The sequence below is a fragment of the Virgibacillus sp. LDC-1 genome, assembly GCF_030137545.1.
GTDB lineage: Bacteria > Bacillota > Bacilli > Bacillales > Amphibacillaceae > LDC-1.
The window spans coordinates 41,911-60,901 of the sequence record NZ_JARUVL010000007.1 but is presented as its reverse complement, the minus strand read 5'-3'; the positions used below and the strand labels follow the sequence as shown (position 1 = coordinate 60,901).

Sequence of the window (18,991 nt, the reverse complement as noted above, 5' to 3'; positions counted from 1 at the left end):
CCATTCCTGTTGTTGCTTCATTTATCCTCAAAAACTTTCTACACTATCAGAAGTAAGTTATCTCCATAGTAAGAGGCCTTATTTCGTATAAATTTGACTATAATTGAAATACTTTTATCTCCTCATTCATTTCCATTGCCAGCTTCGATAATTCGTTCGCACTATGAGAAACCTCTTCCATTGTGCTCGAAGACTGCTGTACTGAAGCCGTTGCTTGTTCCACACTTGCAGCTGATTCTTCTGAAACTGCTGCAACATCCTCAATCAACTTACTCATTTCTCCACCACGAAGCGCTACTTCATTTAAATTTATTGATATGCTCGAAACCTTTTCAGCTACCTGTGCAAAAGAAGAATTAATTTGTTCAAAATTATTTCCTGTTTCTTGTACTTGTATTATTCCTTCTTTTACTTCCTTATAGCCATCTCCTAATGATTGGACAACATTACGTGTTTCCATTTGGATATTGTTGACGATGCTAGTAATCTCATATATTGAGGCTGTCACTTGTTCTGCTAACTTCTTCACTTCATCTGCAACAACCGCAAAGCCCTTACCGTGCTCTCCTGCCCGCGCAGCTTCTATTGCTGCATTAAGCGAAAGTAGATTAGTTTGATCAGCGATATCCTGAATAACATAAACAAGGGTCGAAATCTTTTCTGATTGTTTATCAAGCCCCTTTATTTTCTCAACAGCCGTAGTCATAATTACATCAATTCGTTCCATTTGCTTGATTGACTGCTGCATCAATAGGCTTCCATCATTAGTTAAGCGTTGAACGGATGTTGTTGAATCAACAATCATTTGACCATCCTTATTTGAACCATATACTCGCTGTAAGAATTTCTTCATACTTTCTGCAAGCTCAGCCGATGCATGTGCCTGCATTTCAATACCTGAAGCCAGTTCCTCCATTGTTGAAGCAATTTGTTTCCCAGCCGCTTTTACTTCCGAAGCAGATTCGTTTAATGCTTCACTTCTAGTAGATACTGTATTTGATGCAGTCGCTACCTTTCGCACAATGTTATATATGTTTTGCTTCATACGATTTGATGTAGTCGCCAAACTACCTATTTCATCCCTTCCTTCATAAGCAATCGCTGCAATTGATAAATCACCATCCGCAATCTGCGCTGTTGTATCAACAACTTTCTTTAATCGCTTGGAAATAAAATGACTAACTATAAAAATACTACTCATTCCAATAACAATCGTTATTATAATTACTATACCGAACGTAACAATACTATGAAGGATACTCCTGCTAGCATGCTGAACCGTGTTATCTTGATGTTTATTTACGATTTCAATTAATTGATATACAAGCGCTATACTAGATTCTTTTATGGAAGAAGCATTCAATCGAAAAGTGCGTGCTGCATCGACATTTCCATTCTCAATAGCTGGCATAATTTCTTCATAAAAAATTTTATCCATTGTATTGCTCTTATCAATTAGTTCTTTAAAAATACGCTGTTCCTCTTCTGTATGTAAGCTAGATTTTAACGCCGTTTCTAATTCTTTTAATGCTGCCTGATTTTGTTTAAAAGAAGAAGCAATATCCTGACTTTGTACGGCTAGATAATCAGCAATATTCCCGTCTTTAATTTGAATCAATAAAGCCATCTCTGAAATTCCCTTTGTTTGTTTACTTTGTGCTTCAATTGCCACAATACTATTCTGTGCACTACTTAATTGAAAATAGATGATTGCTCCAGCAAGTAAGAACAGAAAAATCGTGAACAAGTATACAATTGAGTATTTTGTTCCAATCCGCAAATGCTGCCAACCAAGTTTATTAAAGATATAGTTACAAGTACGTTTCCTTCTTTTTTTCAATTTTCCCCCTCCACATTCGCATCATACTAGTGAAACTTTAATCAGTGAGGATTCGTTCATCTCCCCCTGATTGTTGGTTGAGCATAACCGAACATTTGACGTTCAGTTTGAACCTCACTCAATCTTTGTGTCTTCACATAGAGGTCTTACTACCAGTTGTATGCAAGATGATTGAAGAGATTAATAGGCCCCTCTAATATACGGCTTTACTTCTAATTCATAAAATCTTCTTAATTTTTCTAACTCATCATCCTGATATGCTTTGACTGCAAGAGCTCCCACATTATCCTCTACCTGGTGTTTATTTCGAAAGCCAGGTATGACACTAGTAACTGCCTCCTGTTCAACAATCCATTTCAAAGCCGCTCTCGTCATATTGTCTCTACCTTCCGCTATCCATTCGAGCTTTCTACTTAATTCGACACCACGAGCAAATTCAATTCCTGCAAAGGTTTCTCCAACATTGAATGCAGCTCCATCCTTATTGAAATATCGATGATCATCACTCGCAAATGAAGTCTGTTCTGTAAATTTACCCGTCAATAAGCCACTAGCAAGTGGCACACGTGATAAAATACCAACTTCTTTTTCTAAGGCAAGTGGAAATAGTTTTTTTAACGGCTTTTGCCGGAAAAGATTAAAGATCACTTGTAATGAACTAGCATTCGTATGCTCCAACACATACAATCCTTCTTCAACAGTTTCAACGCTTACACCATAGTAACGAATTTTCCCTTGAGTCTTTAATTTTTCCAACGTGTCAAACACATGACCTGCCCGCAAAATATCCATCGGTGGACAATGAATCTGGTATAAATCAATATATTCTCTTTGTAATCGCTTCAAGCTTTGCTCACAATAATTTGTTACCACTTCCTCCGAATAATTAGTTGGATCATGGATATCTCCTGCTCGACAAAATTTGCTGGCAATGTATATCTCCCCTTCTTTCCCCTTTGTCGCTTTTGCCAATAATTCTTCACTATGTCCATCTCCATATACATCTGCTGTATCAAAAAAATTAACACCTAAGTCGATTGCACGCGCTAAGCCCTCTAAAGCATCATGGTCATTTGTTTTTCCCCATGCACCACCAATTGCCCATGTTCCAAAGCTTAAAGCACTTATTTTCATTGCTGTGTTTCCAAGCTCTTTATAAAACATACTTCCTCGCCCTCCAATTCTTTCAATGTCCAACCTCATCTATTAACAAAAAACGTTAAAAAGGTCATCCGAACCATACATATATGCACAATCTCGGATGACCTTTTTTCTTTTTAAGCCTAACTTCGGTACGGTACTAATTTTTTGTTTAAATCTTTTGTTTGACGATATATATCTTTATATAGTTCAAATAAAGATTGATATACAGCGATATTTTCTTCAATCGGAGTAATAACCTTTTCTACCTGCAAAAATTGGTCTGCACAAGCAGCTAACGTTTTGAACCATCCACATCCATAAGCAGCTAACATCGCTGCCCCCATGCCTGGGCCCTGTTCACTTTTTAACTTTACAACTTTAGCATCGAAAATATCTGCCTGGATTTGAAGCCATACGTCACTTTTTGCTCCTCCACCAATAGAAACAATAGTATCAATCGTCTTACCACGCTCACGAAAAATCTGAACTGTTTCATTTAATGAAAATGTAATCCCTTCTAAAACAGCACGTACAAAATGCTTCTTCCCATGAGATGCATCTATTCCGATAAAGCTTCCCCGAATAATTGAATCAGCATATGGTGTTCGTTCACCTACTAAATATGGGGTAAATAACAGACCATTTGCACCAATTGGAATCATTTCTAACTCTGCCAGTAATTGATCAAATGATTCATTGTTTGCAAATGTTTCTTTAAACCAGTTTAAGCTATAGCCTGCAGCTAATGTAACACCCATTGTATAAAACACATCTGGTGCTCCGTGGTTAAAATAGTGAACCTTTCCTTGGAAATCTTTATCGCCTGCTGCCTCATATGATAAAATTACACCTGAAGTTCCAATACTACATAATGTTGTTCCATCCGATAGAATACCGGCTCCAATCGCACCGCATGCATTATCTGCACCACCTGCAAACACACTCGTGGTTGAAGATAACCCTGTCACCTCGGCAATTTCTGCTGTAATATACCCAACTTCCGCATCAGACCTCACTAATGGTGGACAGAGTTCTAAGTCAATGTCTAAGAGCTCACACAATTCAGTACTCCATGCTTTTTTTCTAATATCCAATAGCAATGTTCCAGCAGCATCAGAGTAATCCGTATGCAACCTTCCAGTTAGTCGAAAACGCACATAATCCTTTGGCAACAGGAAGGTGGCAGCTTGTTCAAAAAGCGCTGGCTCATGCTCCTTTACCCACATAATTTTAGGCAAGGTTAATCCTTCAAGTGCCGGGTTCTTTGTAATTTCCAATAATCGTTCCTTCCCAACAACTGCTTGGATCCGCTGGCACTGCTCAGTTGTACGAGTATCATTCCATAAAATTGCATTACGGAGGACACGATTCTTTTTATCTAACAATACAAGACCATGCATTTGCCCAGAAAAGCTGATTCCTTCAATTTCTTTCGGATTGCCTCGAAAAGTTAGAAGTAATTCCTTTAACCCAGCGATTGTTTGCGTAACCCATTCCTCTGGATCTTGTTCACTGTAGCCTGTTTTTTCTTGAATTAATGTAAGAGACTTTGAGACTTCTTGAACTACCTGTCCAAGCTGATCAACCAGTAGTAATTTAACCGCACTTGTGCCAAGGTCAATACCAATGACATACCGCATACGAGCACCTCATTCCATGCTAAAATCAACTAGCCAATACTGGATGGAATTAAAAACATCCCCTCCAGCGCTTATCTTATTATTTGTTAAATGCTGTTAATAAATATCGATTAATGGTAGCTTTTATTTCTTCTAGACGACCTGATTTATTTTCGATAGTTGTAAGCCCTAATGCATATTCTTCTAACTTATGAAAATCGGTTTCTCCATCTACAATCGCTTTACCAATTCCTTTTGTATAACTGCTGTAGCGTGTATCAATCACTCGCTCTAATACGCTATCATCTAATAATTGCTGAGCAACCTTTAAGCCGATTGCAAAGCTATCCATTCCAGCGATATGCGCATGAAATAAATCCTCCGCTTCAAAAGAACCACGACGTACTTTGGCATCAAAATTCAAACCTCCACGTCCAAGGCCCCCATTTTTCAAAATTTCATACATTGCTAGTGTAGTTGAATACAAATCTGTTGGAAATTCATCTGTATCCCAGCCTAGCAATGGATCGCCTTGATTCGCATCAACGGAACCAAGCATCCCATGAATCCGAGCATAACGCAGTTCATGCTCAAAGGTGTGGCCAGCAAGCGTAGCATGATTTGCTTCAATATTGAATTTAAAGTGGTCTTGTAAATCATTTGCTTGTAAGAAGGCGTAACCACTAGCAACATCGAAATCATACTGGTGTGTAGTAGGTTCTTTCGGCTTCGGTTCGATTAAAAACTGTCCGTCAAAGCCGATTTCTTTTGCGTAGTCAATTGCCATATGGAAGAAACGTGCTAGATTGTCTAATTCTAATTTTAAGTCTGTATTTAAAAGTGTTTCATAGCCCTCTCGTCCACCCCAGAACACATAGTTTTCAGCACCTAGCTCTTTTCCAACCTCCAACCCTTTTTTAGCTTTTGCTGCTGCATAAGCAAAAACATCAGCATTACAGGACGATGCTGCACCATGGACATAACGTGGATGTGTAAACATATTGGCCGTATTCCATAATAGCTTCGTTTTACTATCCTTCATATAGTCTTTAATCATCGCAACAATTGTATCTATATTTTTATATGTCTCACTTAAGTTACTTCCCTCTGGAGCAATATCTACATCATGAAAACAAAAATAAGGAACTCCAAGCTTTTCAAAAAATTCAAAAGCCGCCTCAACTCTTGCTTTTGCTAAATCCATTCCACTGAACTTATCCCAAGGTCGAATCATTGTACCTGCACCAAACGGATCACTTCCATCCTCCGTAAAGGTATGCCAATATGCGACCGCAAAGCGAAGATGTTCTTCCATTGTTTTTGCTCCAATTTTTTCTTGCGGATTATAAAATTTAAATGCAAACGGATTTGTTGAGGATGCTCCTTCGTATTTAATGTTTGATATATCTTTAAAATATGCCATCATTTCTTCCTCCTTCAGTATGCTGAACACGATTAATGTAATTGTTTTCAATTTCTATTGTACCAACGTTCAATAGTTTGTACAATCAACAAACTAAGTTTTGAAAAAAACAATCTTACCTCTGTTTTCATGCAAAAAAAGAATGCTTCCTTTATAATAAATGCATATTCTCATCCTAAGCGTTACAACCAAAGAGTGGAGGTAATATAATGAATTTATTTAGCAGTACACTTTATCGTATGATGGAATGGATCTCTCGTTTTGCCTATCTCAACCTTCTATGGATTCTTTTTTCCTTACTTGGACTTGTAGTGTTCGGTTTATTCCCTGCGACAATTGCAGTATTTGCTATTATGCGAGATTGGTTAAGAGGCTCAACTGATAGTCCAGTTTTTCAATCCTTTTGGAAATACGTTAAAGCTGATTTTGTTAAAAGTAATCTCATGGGACTTTTTGTTGTTGCTATCGTCCTGCTAATTCGTATAGATTTGTATTTTATTCAAATGAATATTGATGAAAATGTGACTTGGATGAACATACCTTTATTTGCATTCATAGTTCTATTTCTCCTTTTTCTATTTTACCTATTTCCTTCGTTTGTACATTTTGATTTGAATATTTTCAAACTAATTAAAAATGCATTCCTCATTATGCTCATTAGTCCAATACATAGCTTTCTTATCATTTTAAGTATCGGATCGATATTTTTTCTTTTTAAACTAATTCCTGCATTGGCATTTATATTTGGCTCAAGTATCTATGCATTTATTACCACTTGGCTATGCTTAGACGCTTTCCGAAGAATACAAATTAAACAAAGTAATGCTTCATAATAGAAAAAATTTTCATCTGCTATGGTGCTGTGTAATCGTAATGATTCACAGCATCAAACAAATTACCAACTATCCTTTAATTGCACTTGACGAAATACCTTCAACCACTTTATTACTAAAGAAAACAAAGGCTAAAAGAATGGGTAAAACACTAATGATCAATGTGGCTCCAATAGCGCCCCAGTCAGTCATATACTGCCCGATAAAGTTTTGAATTCCAACTGTTAAGGTTTTATACTTGTCCGAGCTAATAAATGTATTAACAAATACAAATTCATTCCAGTTGTAAATCATATTGATGATTACGGTGGTTGAAATAACTGGTCCTGTCATTGGTAAAATTATTCGGAAAAACATTCGATGAACGGAACACCCATCAATAATAGCCGCCTCTTCAATTTCACGAGGAAGTGTGTAATAAAACCCAAGCAGAATCATCATCGTAATTGGCAAATTATAAGCTGTATACGTAATCACGATGGACCATGGGCTGTCGATTAAGTTAACTTTTAAAAACATGCTAAAAAGTGGGATGATCGCAGAATGGATTGGGATCATTAACCCTACCATAAATAAGCCGAGTACAAGCTTGCTTAGCTTCCATTGCATTCTAGTAATAGCAAACGTAGCCATACTCGCTAGCACTACAGTTAGGATAATTGCTACAGCAGTTATCCAAACACTGTTCCAAAAATAAACACCTATTCCCCCATCCCAAACCTTTTGATAGTTTTCCCATCTAAATTCTGTTGGCAATGCAAATGGAGAGCCAGCAAAAATTTCACGGTTATCCTTTAAAGAAAAGAGGAATAACCATATAATCGGAAAAATTTGAAACAATGCTACAATCGCTAAAAAAACATATAGCAAATAATATCCTATTCGATTCATGATTGATCCCCCATTAATATTGAATTTCGTCTTTCGTAGCCGTTAGTTTACGAATAATCACCGTGACAATTAAGGTAATGATTAGCAACAGGAAGCCAATTGCACTTCCATAACCGAAGTCATTACTTGCAAATGCCAATTTGTACATATAAGAAGCCATTACTTCACTTGCCCCATTTGGTCCGCCACCTGTCATTACATAAATTAAATCGAAGTACTTTAATGAACCAACTATAGCGAGTACAATTGTTACTTTCACTATACCTTTAATTAACGGTAATTTAATTCGATAAGCTATTTGTAAAGGAGAAGCCCCATCAATCTTTGCTGCTTCAATAATCGATTCAGGTATGTTTTTTAATGCAGCATAATAGATAAGAATGTAGAAGCCAGCATATTGCCATAAGATTGGGATAAAGATGGCAAATAAAACAAAGCTTGGTTCAGCAAGCCATGCAGGCGGATTCTCTATACCTAGCTTCATCAGTACATAGTTTAACATCCCATTTGTAGGATTAAATACCTTAATCCAAAGCTGGGCAATCGCAACTGAAGATAACAGCATTGGAATTAGATATATTTTTCTTAAAAAGTCTGCTCCTTTTAATTTTGAAGCCAGTATCATCGAAATCATTAAATATATTGCTAAACTCAACGTAGAAAAGAATGCTAGTAATGTAGAATGCCATGCACTACTCCAAAACTTCCCATCTACGATTGCATTTTTATAATTTTCCAGCCCAATAAAACTCATATCCCCTATTCCATCCCAGTCCATCAAGCCATAATAGCCTGTCAAAACAAGCGGAATAAAGATTAGCACTCCAATTAATAACAAGGCTGGAAGCGTATATATTGCAATGATCCATTTATTGGACATCACTTTATTCATTACATTCAACCCCATATCATTTAATAAGAGGACATCCTTTCGGGAATGCCCTCTTATTTTTTTTACTTTCACCCGAAAGAAATTCGATATTATTAATTATTCTTTAGAAAGAGCTTCTTCATGAGCTTTTACAAATTCCTCCGGTGATGCATCCTTTCCGAATAGCGCTTGTATTTGGTCTAAATGAACCTGTGCTGTATCCGAGCTCATTTGTACATCTGCATATAGGGTGAGATTTGTTGCATTGTTTAAATCATTTAAGACATCCTCATACATTTGCGGAAGATCTAATTCATTCGGATCCACCTTTGTTGCTGGGATAACACCAACATCCGTGACCGCTCTTGCTCCCCATTGCTTTACAAAAAAGGATGCGAATTCTTTTGCTTCTGCTTTTACATCTGAGTCTTCAGAAACAAACAACCCTACCCCAGGACCACCTACAAAGCTATTCACATCGCCATTTCCATCGACTGTAGGAAATGGAAAGTAACCAACCGAATCTCTAAATGATTGTGGCACGTCTTCATTCGTCGTGTAGTTTGGTAAATCCCAAGTTGCTATTAAATACATTGCAGCCTGTTCATTCATAAACATACTTTTTGCTTCTTCATCAGACAATCCATTAAAACCTTTTACAAATGCATCCATGTCCACTAAATTCTGAATCTCCTCTGCAGCTTGTACAAGTGCCGGGCTTTCGAACGATTCTTCTCTATTAATTGCTTTTGTAAGTAATTCCCCTCCACCAATTCGATCCGCAAAATACATATACCACATCGAACCAGTCCAACGATCTTTATTTCCTAAAGCGATTGGAGCAACACCGTTACTTTTTAACGTTTTTACAACTTCCTTAAATTCATCATATGTTTTCGGTACATCAAGACCATTATCGTCAAAAATTTTCTTATTGTAATATACAGATACAATATTTAATTCTAAAGGTAAACCATATGTTTGCCCGTCAATCGCATATGCATCTGTTGTACCTGCAACAAACTCATTACCTAATCCACTATCAAGTATATCATTTAATGATGCAAATTTATTTCCGCTTACATATGGCGCTAAATATCCAGCAGCCCAAGTCATTCCGACATCAGGTAGTTCATTAGAAGTAGATAATACCTTAATCTTATCTTTATACTGTTCATTACTTAAAACTTCTACATCAACCGTTACATCCTTATGCTCTGCTTCAAAATCTGCAACAATGTCACTCACAATTTTATGGTGTTGTGCAGAGCTTCCTTCCGGCCAGAGATGCATAAATTTAACTGTTTTTTTATCTCCGGCATTCTTTCCGCCTTCTGTTGATTCATTATCATCTCCAGATCCGGAACATCCTGCCAATACCAAAACAAATAGTAACGCGGACAACAATAATGATAACGCTTTCTTTTTGCTCATCGTACCCCTCCTAATTTTTGGTCGGCATATAACCGTTAAATTTAGAATATCACCAATAACATAGTTTGTCTAGTGGATAAACTATGTTATTTTTATGAAGATTATGGTATGATTAGTTCAAGAGCTAGCCTAAATGAAAACGATTTACTTTCACTCCTTATTTGGAAGATAATTTAGAGCTAAAATAACATCCTTATTTTTCTTCTCACCAAAAGAGTGAAATGTTCTAATAAATAAAAAATACGAAAAGAGAGTTGATGTCCAGAATGAAAACAACCCAAACATGGAACCAGCACGTTGTTAAAAAAGAAAATAAAACACTCGTACTTGAGACTATTAAAAACAATAATCCTATTTCAAGAGCAGATATTGCTAATATGACAGGTTTAAACAAAGGTACCGTCTCCTCACTTGTTAGTGAATTAATTGATGAAAAATTAATTAATGAATCTGGTCCAGGGAAGTCAAAAGGTGGTAGAAGGCCTGTCATGCTGCTTTTTAATGAAGTAGCGGGTTATACAGTCGGCATTGACCTTGGCGTCAATTATATATTAGGGATATTAACAGATTTGGAAGGAAACATATGCCAAGAAACAGCTATCAGCTTTCAGGATCTGTCCTATCAAGAAATTCAAGATAAGCTATTCCAAATTATTGACACCCTTATTGCATCTGCCCCTTCTAGTCCGTATGGCATTATAGGCATTGGTATGGGTGTGCCAGGCACAGTTAATTTACATGGAGAAATTTTATTAGCACCTAACCTGAAATGGAAAAATGTTCATATAAAATCTATTTTAGAAGAAAAGTACCATGTTCCCGTTATTATTGAAAACGAAGCAAATGCAGGAGCATATGGAGAGAAGAAATTTGGCGCAGGAAAAAAATATAATCATATTATTTATGTAAGTGTAGGAATTGGACTAGGTGTAGGATTAATTTTAAATGGACAATTGTATAAAGGAAATAATGGATTCTCTGGAGAATTAGGACACATGACGATTGAAATGAATGGAAAAGAATGCCGATGTGGCAATCTTGGTTGTTGGGAATTATATGCATCAGAACAGTATTTGTATGAAACAGCTAGTAAACTTAACTTCCCGATTCCGCCTAGTGAAACCATTAGCTTAAATACACTGATAGCATTAGCTAAAAAAGGAAACAAGGATACAATTCATTTATTTGAAACGCTTGGCGACAATTTGGGGATTGGATTAACTAATATTGTAAACATTTTTAATCCTGAGCAAATTATTATTGGGAATCGGATTACCGCAGCCAAGGAATGGATTCAAGAACCAATAAACCATCGTATGAACCGAGCATTAACCTTTCAGCAAAAAGATTTAAAAATTGATTTTTCTTCTTTATCAAAGCATTCCAGTGCACTTGGTGTTGCTGCATTTTCTGTAGAAAACTTTTTCAATGGATATTTAAAGCAAGTTTAATCATACATGCTGAAGTCGAGAAAGCTAGTAATTTAATGTATGCATTAAATTCGCTATAAAAAATAAATATGAAAAGGTGGATCAACAATGACTATAATTCAGAACCCAATCTTGACTGGCTTTAATCCTGATCCAAGTATTTGTCGTGCAGGAGAAGACTACTACATCGCCGTTTCTACTTTTGAATGGTATCCTGGAGTCGGAATCTATCATTCGAAAGATTTAAAGAATTGGCGACTTGTTTCAAGACCACTCAATCGTTTAAGTCAATTAAACATGATTGGAAACCCTGATTCAGGTGGGGTATGGGCACCACAGCTATCCTACAGTGATGGTATGTTTTGGCTAATATATACGGACGTAAAAGTAACAGAAGGACAGTGGAAGGATTGTCATAACTACCTTGTGACATGTGATACGATTGATGGAGAATGGTCAGAACCTATTTATTTAAATAGCTCTGGATTTGACCCTTCATTATTTCACGATGAAGATGGAAAAAAATACTTAGCTAATATGTTTTGGGATCATCGGATTGGGAATCACAATTTCTATGGAATTATTTTACAGGAGTATAGCGTTGACAAGAAAAAGCTTATTGGTAGATCAGAGATCATTTTCAAAGGAACTGATATTAAACTAACAGAAGCTCCACACCTTTATAAAATAAATGGGTATTATTATTTATTAACCGCTGAAGGTGGTACGAAATATGATCATCAAGCAACTATTGCTAGATCCAAGCATTTATGGGGACCTTATGAGGTACATCCGGAAAATCCATTACTAACAGCATTTTCAAATCCACGAAATCCATTACAAAAAGCTGGACATGCTTCGATGGTTCATACACATACTGATGAATGGTTTCTAGTCCACCTTACCGGTCGGCCCTTACCACGAGACGGGCAAGCTTTGCTAGACCCTCGTGGATACTGTCCACTTGGTAGAGAAACTGCGATCCAGCGTCTCGAATGGAAAGATGATTGGCCATATGTTGTGGGAGGGAATCAGCCAGCGCTTACAATTGAAGGGCCGGCAATAAAAGAAATAAAGTGGGAAAGCGATTTTAAGGAGAAGGATCACTTTGATACAGAGAATTTAAATCTTCACTTTCAAACACTACGCATTCCTCTAGGCGAAGAAATTATATCCCTAAAGGAGAACCCTGGACATTTGCGAATTTATGGAAGAGAGTCATTAACGTCAAAGTTTACGCAAGCTTTTGTTGCACGACGCTGGCAGCACTTTAACTTTATTGCAGAAACAAAGGTCACTTTTCAACCTGACTCATTTCAGCAATCTGCTGGACTTGTAAACTACTATAATACGCAAAACTGGACATCGTTACAAATTACATGGCATGAAGACAAAGGAAGAATACTTGAGCTCATGACATGTGATAATTTTACTTTTGATCAGCCATTGAAAGGAAGGGAAATTTGCATACCTTCTCATATACAATACGTTTATTTACGAGTAGAGGTTAACATAAATCACTATCAATACTCCTATTCCTTTGATGGTGAAAAATGGATAGATATTCCAATAGTTTTAGACTCCTATAAGCTATCCGATGATTATATTCAAGGCGGCGGTTTTTTTACTGGTGCATTTGTCGGAATGCAATGCCAGGATACGTCTGGACAACGCAAGCATGCTGATTTTGACTATTTTATTTATAAGGCAAGCCATAGTAGATAACACATAATACACACCTTATACATTAACAAGCCAGCGTTTCTTCACGCTGGCTTGTTTAAATTACCGATAAAGTGATTGGCGTACTCTTTCATCCCCACCTATCGTTTTTGTCTCACTTCATATGTGCTAATTTTCCTTGTAAGGCAATACGTTTTTTTCCATCTATCGTACAAGTAATAAGTGTTAATTCATTTTGATTTGGCTTATCTTCAAGTATTTCTACATATGTTGGGTCAATAACCTGCATACTTGTTATTTCATAAATATACCGCTCTTCTTTATCATGGAGGATAACCTCAGCTCCTATGGGAACATCAGGTAAGCTGTGAAAATGTCTATCTTCTCGATATCCTCTATGACCCGCTATGGTAAAGTTACCTTCACCAAGGGTCTGGTTTGACTTGATTTGAGTTAATGCAATACTTAAATTCTCTTCAGTCGTATTAGGGAGAATTTTTTGCTTTAACTCTATTGCTGGTATTTCTAATTCTATTACTTCGTCTAATTCACTTTGTGAAAGCGATAAATGATTGATAGATGCCAAATCTACTTCATCCGATTGTGAAACCAACGATAAGGCTTCTTCTAACGCCGCTGTCTTTTGATTTTGTTTCCACTCATAGAAGAAAGGAATGGATATCATTATAGCCCCTGCGATTAACAAAATAAAACCCACAACTCTTTTGTTATTTTGCATTCGTTTCCTTCCTTTTCGTTATTCTATTATCCGTCGTCTCTTTCGACTGAATAATAAAAGCGCACCTGCACCCATGAATGACATTCCTAAAATATATAGATATCTTAGCCATTCCTCACCAGTTTGCGGCAGCGTTGTTTGCATCTCTGGTTCCGGATCTACTGGAGTAGATGAATCTACCGGAGTAGGTGGATCTACTGGAGTAGATGGATTTACTGGCGGCACTTCTTTCGCAGTATTCTCAATAATAAGCTCCACTGGTTCTTTTTGACCAAGCTCGATTGTAAAAAGAATTGGATCACTTGCAAGAACATATCCAGAAGGAGCTTTCGTCTCTGTGATTGTGTAATCTCCTGGCTTTAGATTATTGACTACTGCGATCCCAGCTGCATTCGTTGCTATTACCTGTACTACATTTCCATTTTGATCCTTTACCTCAAACTCAGCACCCGCTAACGTTGCATCTGTATCTGCATCCACTTTAATAATCTGCAAGCTTCCTCGCTGTAATTTATTTTCAAATGCCACCTTTAACGGGGTACTTTGTGCTATACCAATTTCAAAAGGAATCGGGGTTGAATCTAGTACATAACCGAATGGTGCCTTTGTCTCGATCAGTTGATAGTTACCCGGCTTTAATTCTGTTATAACTAGCATGCCTTTTTCATTTGTCACGAGGGAGGCTTGTAATTCATTTCCCGTATCATCTAGCAGCTTAAATTCTGCTCCGGCTAACACTTCTCCCGCTTCCCCTACCTTCGTCAATTCAATAGAACCAGTAGTCCACAAATTCGTGAAGGTGACTTTTGTGCTTTCCGCCTGTCCAAGACCTATTTCAAATGGAATTGGTGTGGAATCTAGTACGTATCCTAAAATGGTCTTCGTTTCCACCAATTGATAAGCACCAGGGGTCAAGTCATTTAGAATAATTTTCCCTTCCGCATTAGTAGTCAATCCTTCTCGGATAACATTTCCAGCTGCATCCTGCAATTCAAAAACGACACCCTCTAACGTTTCTCCACCTTCCCCTTGCTTCGTTAATTCAAAAACGCCAGGGATGAGCTTATTTTCCAACGTTAACTGTACTGCTTCTTGTTGGTTAAAAACAATTTCAAATGGAATCGGTGTTTCATCTAGTTGGTAGCCAAATGGTGCTTTTGTTTCCACCAACTGATAGTTACCTGGTTGAAGGTCGTTAATCACTAATTTACCATTTGCAGCTGTCACTAGTCCCGCTTGCAGCTCTTTTCCAGTATCATCTAGGAGCTTGAATTCTGCTCCAGCTAGTATTTCACCTTTTTCTCCTACCTTCGTCAATTCTACTGAACCTGGAATAGGAGAATTTTCAAAAACTAATTCTATTGGAGCTTGTTGAACAAAATCAATTGAAAATGGAATCGGTGTGCTATCTTGTTCATAGCCAGTAGGTGCTTTTGTTTCAACAAACGTATAATTACCTATTGGCAAACCTTCCACAATAATTTTTCCATCTGCATTTGTCACAAGACCAGTTCGTAGTTCATTTCCTAAGTCGTCTAGCAGTTTAAATTCTGCTCCTTCTAGTGGTGTACCTTCCTTTGTTACCTTTAAAAGTGACACAGAATTATCGTAGCTCATATACACACCAACACGAAGTGGCTCTACCGGTTGACCTTGATCAGTTGCAATTGCAAAAGAATTCCATGCTGCTCGTGATGTAGGGTCAATCGATTCATCTAATATATCCTCTGGCACATCAGATGCCAATGGAGCCTGCATTGAGAAGGAAATTAGAATGCTCTCTCCATCTAACCAATCTTCATCATTTTTCGATTGTATCTTAAACGAATGAATATCAGTCCAATCCGTTACTTCACTTGATTTCATCCAGTTGGGCTCTTGCGCACCTGGAGGATTGCTAAGCGGTTGCGTAGTATCCGGGTAATCTGTTTTTCTAATTAAATCATCTCGTTTTGGATTTTCAGCAGTGCTATAAAACACGTCTACTCGATCTTTCCACGATGAAGGTAGAACAATTTCGCCCGTTAACAGAGGAGTAAATCGACTACCTCGATCGACATTGTCGGTAATTCCTAAATCCCCTACAGATGGTAGAACATCGATCAAAGTTAATGAAGAAATATCCTTACCACTTGTATTCGTTAGCTTTAATTGATAATCAATAGACCCACCAGGAAGTGTATGGCCAAATAAAGAAAACGCGGTATCTAGTTCACCCTTCACTAGTTTCTCGGTTTCGATATTGTATTCGCCACGCATGAAATAACGATTACCTGATTTTAATCGCGGCTCATCTGTAATACCATTTTCATTTAAATCTCCTGTATCTGTTTCTAGAACCGTGTCCGTAACTAGCGTACCATCACTCGTAGGAACATCTAATTGGTCATCACCAGAAAAGCCATATACATTAAATAAAAGACTATTTGGAGCACCAGTAGAAACGGTTACATCTAGTTCAGCAACTAGTTTGTTTCCAGGACGTAATAGATTATCATTCCAAACCACCCGAACAAGCTGACGGCCACTCCCATTATAGTTTTCATTCAGTATTTCAAAAGAGCCACCCGCAGCAGACGACGAAGCCTGACTAGATTGTCCATCTTTATCTATAAAGTTAGGATTTGGATTATTATTTATGCTTACTCCTGGAGGCATTAATACAACCGCCTCAAGCTTGTCATTCATAGCAATTGTTGAAGTACTTGCATTATCTAATCCTATTTGCATTCGATTACCGCCAGCTACAACTTCCCCTGCATTTTCATCTAATAGCTTCACACCAACGTATGCAATTGGCGGTTGATCTACTGGTTTTGGTGCAATGGTCGCACTACGAGGACCAGCGATTGTATTTCTCGGTTCTTCATCATAGCGATGATTAAAGGAACTACCATTCGCATCAACGCCATAAACATTGAAGGTGTTAACTACTTCACCGGTATAGCCTTCCTTTATTCCGAAGTAGTAATAAGGTCGTGTACCGTTTAACATGCCCGATGGAGCATACGTAAAATCATACTTGATATAGTCGACTTTATCTGTATTCAATAAACCTAAATCACTTCGTGTGTAATGCTTTTTATGTTCTGCATTTTCTACAAGAAGCTTTTCTTGTCCATTTACGGATGCCACAATATTAAATCGTGGTTGTTCATTTAATGGAATACCCGATGGATAATTCGCATTCGGTCGAAAAATGAATCCTCCAGGTGTCGTAAGTCTTTCAAATATCAGATTTGAATCAATTCGAAAAATAGTTGTATAGCTTTGAAAATCGCCTGGTTCGCTTTCCTTTAAAGGAGCAATCCCATGGCTAAAGCCTAATAATGCATCATCATACACAATTGGATTTGGATTTTGATTACTATTTGGAGCAACTTTCCCCTTTCCATCAGCAGGTCCAACATGTACTGGTACGTACCAGGATCCATCAATATGTCCGTTAGCAGCACTCGAATCAACAATATCAATCTTATCCTGACCTGATGTAGTCCTAGTTGAGTCATCAATATATGTCGTTTCTACATCTACTTGGTTCGTTTGTGTTGTGTTTACTGTACCTGTATTAACGGTAAGCCATACTTGAACCGTTTGCGAATACAATGCCGAATTCGCAGCTGATTGCTCATTTAATGTTGGAGCATCAAATTGCCATGTTAATACATTTCCGTTCTGTACTGGCTCAGGACCAGATTCCATTGAATCATAGGATAAACCAGCAGGCAAAGTATCAGTCATGATAATTTGCGAGCCTTCTTTTAAAAACATTTGCCCCGTATCTTTTTTAGGAATGTCTAATTTGATCTTCCATAACGTTTTTGCCCCGGGAGAAGGAAGGTTTCGATCATTATTCTGAACACCTATAAATTTTTTGGAAACGCTAGTTGCGCTTGCAGCTTCAATATTAACAACTGCATTATCAAATACAGGAGGTTGTTCCGTCGCTTGGAAGGTAGCTCCCGCCTCTAATGCATAGCCATTTGGGGAGACCCCATTATTTGTATTTATTTTTAGTATCGTTTCATAGGTTCGACCAGTCTTAATCTCACCTAGTGCGTAAATCAGTTGCTTATTAACTTGATTATAGATTGGAGTTACGCCATTAATCTTTAGTTCGCTTAAATCCTGTGTAAAATCCGTGAAATCTGTAATAGGTAAATCAACAACAATTTCTGCATTTGTATACGCTGTTCTTGACCCTGTGAATTTCAAGGTCAGCATATAAGTCGCATCATTACCCGCTAATGTTGTCGTCCTCTTTGGAGCTAAATCAATATCAACGTTCAAATTACCGGACAATGGTGTAATCATATTATTCACATTCATTTCTGAAGCTGCTTGAATACTCTCTACCTCTTCATCCTTTGTAATAGACTTAGCTTACACGGTATTTTTATCATTTTTTTCGCTTGTTACTTCATTATTTTCAGCAATTGGTTCATCTTTTTTGACATTATCGCTAGATGTATCCTGCTTTGGGTCCTCATCCGCTGTCGTGTCAATTTTACTTTTGGCTGTTGACTGTTGTGTCACCTGATCAGATGACTCTATTTGCGTTGTAAATAAATAAGTTTGACTGGCTATTATTTTCCCGTCCTTCATTCCATTTACAACTAATTGATTGTCGCTATTTTTAAGATCATTTAAAACCAAGGTAACCTCAACATTTTTTTCTTTAATTTCGTTAAAAACAAGTACTCTTTCTGTATCCGCATCATACGAAAAACCAAGGTTGCTCTGTGATTTTTCTTGGTTAAAGGATACGTCTTTAGGAAGTATAATTTCAAGATTGTCATAAATCTCATTCGACGAATGGACATTTACTATGGTTTCTTTTGAATTATTACCTTCTTCTAGGGAAATTTCAAATCCCTTTTGATCAACTGTTTCTGCAATTAATGGGGAATACGTCAATTGAGAAAAGACCACTAAAACAATCAAGAACATTGAAAAAGCTTTTTTCATACTTTAACCTCCCTTGTAATAATTTTTAAAAAAATTAAATTTTTTTCCATATTATCACCAAAGCTTCAATTATTACATTAAAATGACATAAAATTTGATAAAATGAGTATTTTTGCT

13 protein-coding genes are annotated in these 18,991 nt (G+C 37.2%); 3 read left to right on the top strand and 10 right to left on the bottom strand.

Annotation, left to right across the window (positions count from 1 at the left end):
- Positions 1–97: 97 nt before the first annotated feature.
- The 4 genes from QBK89_RS08045 to xylA all read right to left on the bottom strand — a co-directional run bounded on the left by QBK89_RS08045 (position 98) and on the right by xylA (position 6,025).
- Positions 98–1,840, bottom strand: a complete 1,743-nt coding sequence (locus tag QBK89_RS08045; RefSeq protein ID WP_284140525.1) for a methyl-accepting chemotaxis protein — start codon at positions 1,838–1,840, stop codon at positions 98–100.
- Between the two features lie 180 nt (positions 1,841–2,020).
- Positions 2,021–3,004, bottom strand: a complete 984-nt coding sequence (locus QBK89_RS08040; RefSeq protein WP_284140524.1) for an aldo/keto reductase — start codon at positions 3,002–3,004, stop codon at positions 2,021–2,023.
- Between the two features lie 119 nt (positions 3,005–3,123).
- Positions 3,124–4,623: a xylulokinase gene (xylB, locus tag QBK89_RS08035; RefSeq protein WP_284140523.1), complete on the bottom strand. Its 1,500-nt coding sequence runs from the start codon at positions 4,621–4,623 to the stop codon at positions 3,124–3,126.
- A gap of 79 nt (positions 4,624–4,702) precedes the next feature.
- Positions 4,703–6,025 (bottom strand): xylose isomerase, encoded by a 1,323-nt coding sequence (xylA, locus tag QBK89_RS08030; protein WP_284140615.1) that lies wholly within the window; start codon positions 6,023–6,025, stop codon positions 4,703–4,705.
- Positions 6,026–6,234: 209 nt separating this feature from the next.
- On the opposite strand from xylA, the gene QBK89_RS08025 reads away from it, so the two are divergent.
- Positions 6,235–6,858 carry a YesL family protein gene (locus QBK89_RS08025; RefSeq protein WP_284140522.1) on the top strand — a complete coding sequence of 208 codons (624 nt, stop codon included), beginning with the start codon at positions 6,235–6,237 and terminating at the stop codon, positions 6,856–6,858.
- Between the two features lie 69 nt (positions 6,859–6,927).
- On the opposite strand, the gene QBK89_RS08020 is transcribed toward QBK89_RS08025, so the two are convergent.
- The 3 genes from QBK89_RS08020 to QBK89_RS08010 all read right to left on the bottom strand — a co-directional run bounded on the left by QBK89_RS08020 (position 6,928) and on the right by QBK89_RS08010 (position 10,054).
- Positions 6,928–7,749, bottom strand: a complete 822-nt coding sequence (locus tag QBK89_RS08020; protein WP_284140521.1) for a carbohydrate ABC transporter permease — start codon at positions 7,747–7,749, stop codon at positions 6,928–6,930.
- A 13-nt stretch (positions 7,750–7,762) separates the two neighbouring features.
- Complete coding sequence (locus QBK89_RS08015; protein ID WP_284140520.1) at positions 7,763–8,641, bottom strand: carbohydrate ABC transporter permease; 879 nt, start codon at positions 8,639–8,641, stop codon at positions 7,763–7,765.
- A gap of 96 nt (positions 8,642–8,737) precedes the next feature.
- On the bottom strand, positions 8,738–10,054 hold the full coding sequence (locus tag QBK89_RS08010; RefSeq protein ID WP_284140519.1) for an extracellular solute-binding protein: 1,317 nt from the start codon (positions 10,052–10,054) through the stop codon (positions 8,738–8,740).
- Between the two features lie 266 nt (positions 10,055–10,320).
- Here QBK89_RS08010 and QBK89_RS08005 point away from each other — a divergent pair, with 266 nt between their 5' ends.
- Together QBK89_RS08005 and QBK89_RS08000 are read left to right on the top strand one after the other, a co-directional pair.
- Entirely contained in the window at positions 10,321–11,505 is a 1,185-nt protein-coding gene (locus QBK89_RS08005) for an ROK family transcriptional regulator (RefSeq protein ID WP_284140518.1), read from the top strand.
- Positions 11,506–11,592: 87 nt separating this feature from the next.
- Complete coding sequence (locus tag QBK89_RS08000; RefSeq protein ID WP_284140517.1) at positions 11,593–13,209, top strand: glycoside hydrolase family 43 protein; 1,617 nt, start codon at positions 11,593–11,595, stop codon at positions 13,207–13,209.
- Positions 13,210–13,321: 112 nt separating this feature from the next.
- Here QBK89_RS08000 and QBK89_RS07995 read toward each other — a convergent pair whose 3' ends face one another.
- Genes QBK89_RS07995 through QBK89_RS07985 form a run of 3 tightly spaced genes read right to left on the bottom strand, consistent with a single transcriptional unit; the run spans position 13,322 to position 18,874 of the window.
- On the bottom strand, positions 13,322–13,906 hold the full coding sequence (locus QBK89_RS07995; protein ID WP_284140516.1) for a class D sortase: 585 nt from the start codon (positions 13,904–13,906) through the stop codon (positions 13,322–13,324).
- Positions 13,907–13,924: 18 nt separating this feature from the next.
- Complete coding sequence (locus QBK89_RS07990; RefSeq protein ID WP_284140515.1) at positions 13,925–18,235, bottom strand: SpaA isopeptide-forming pilin-related protein; 4,311 nt, start codon at positions 18,233–18,235, stop codon at positions 13,925–13,927.
- Positions 18,236–18,289: 54 nt separating this feature from the next.
- Complete coding sequence (locus QBK89_RS07985; RefSeq protein WP_284140514.1) at positions 18,290–18,874, bottom strand: adhesive domain-containing protein; 585 nt, start codon at positions 18,872–18,874, stop codon at positions 18,290–18,292.
- Positions 18,875–18,991 lie beyond the last annotated feature (117 nt).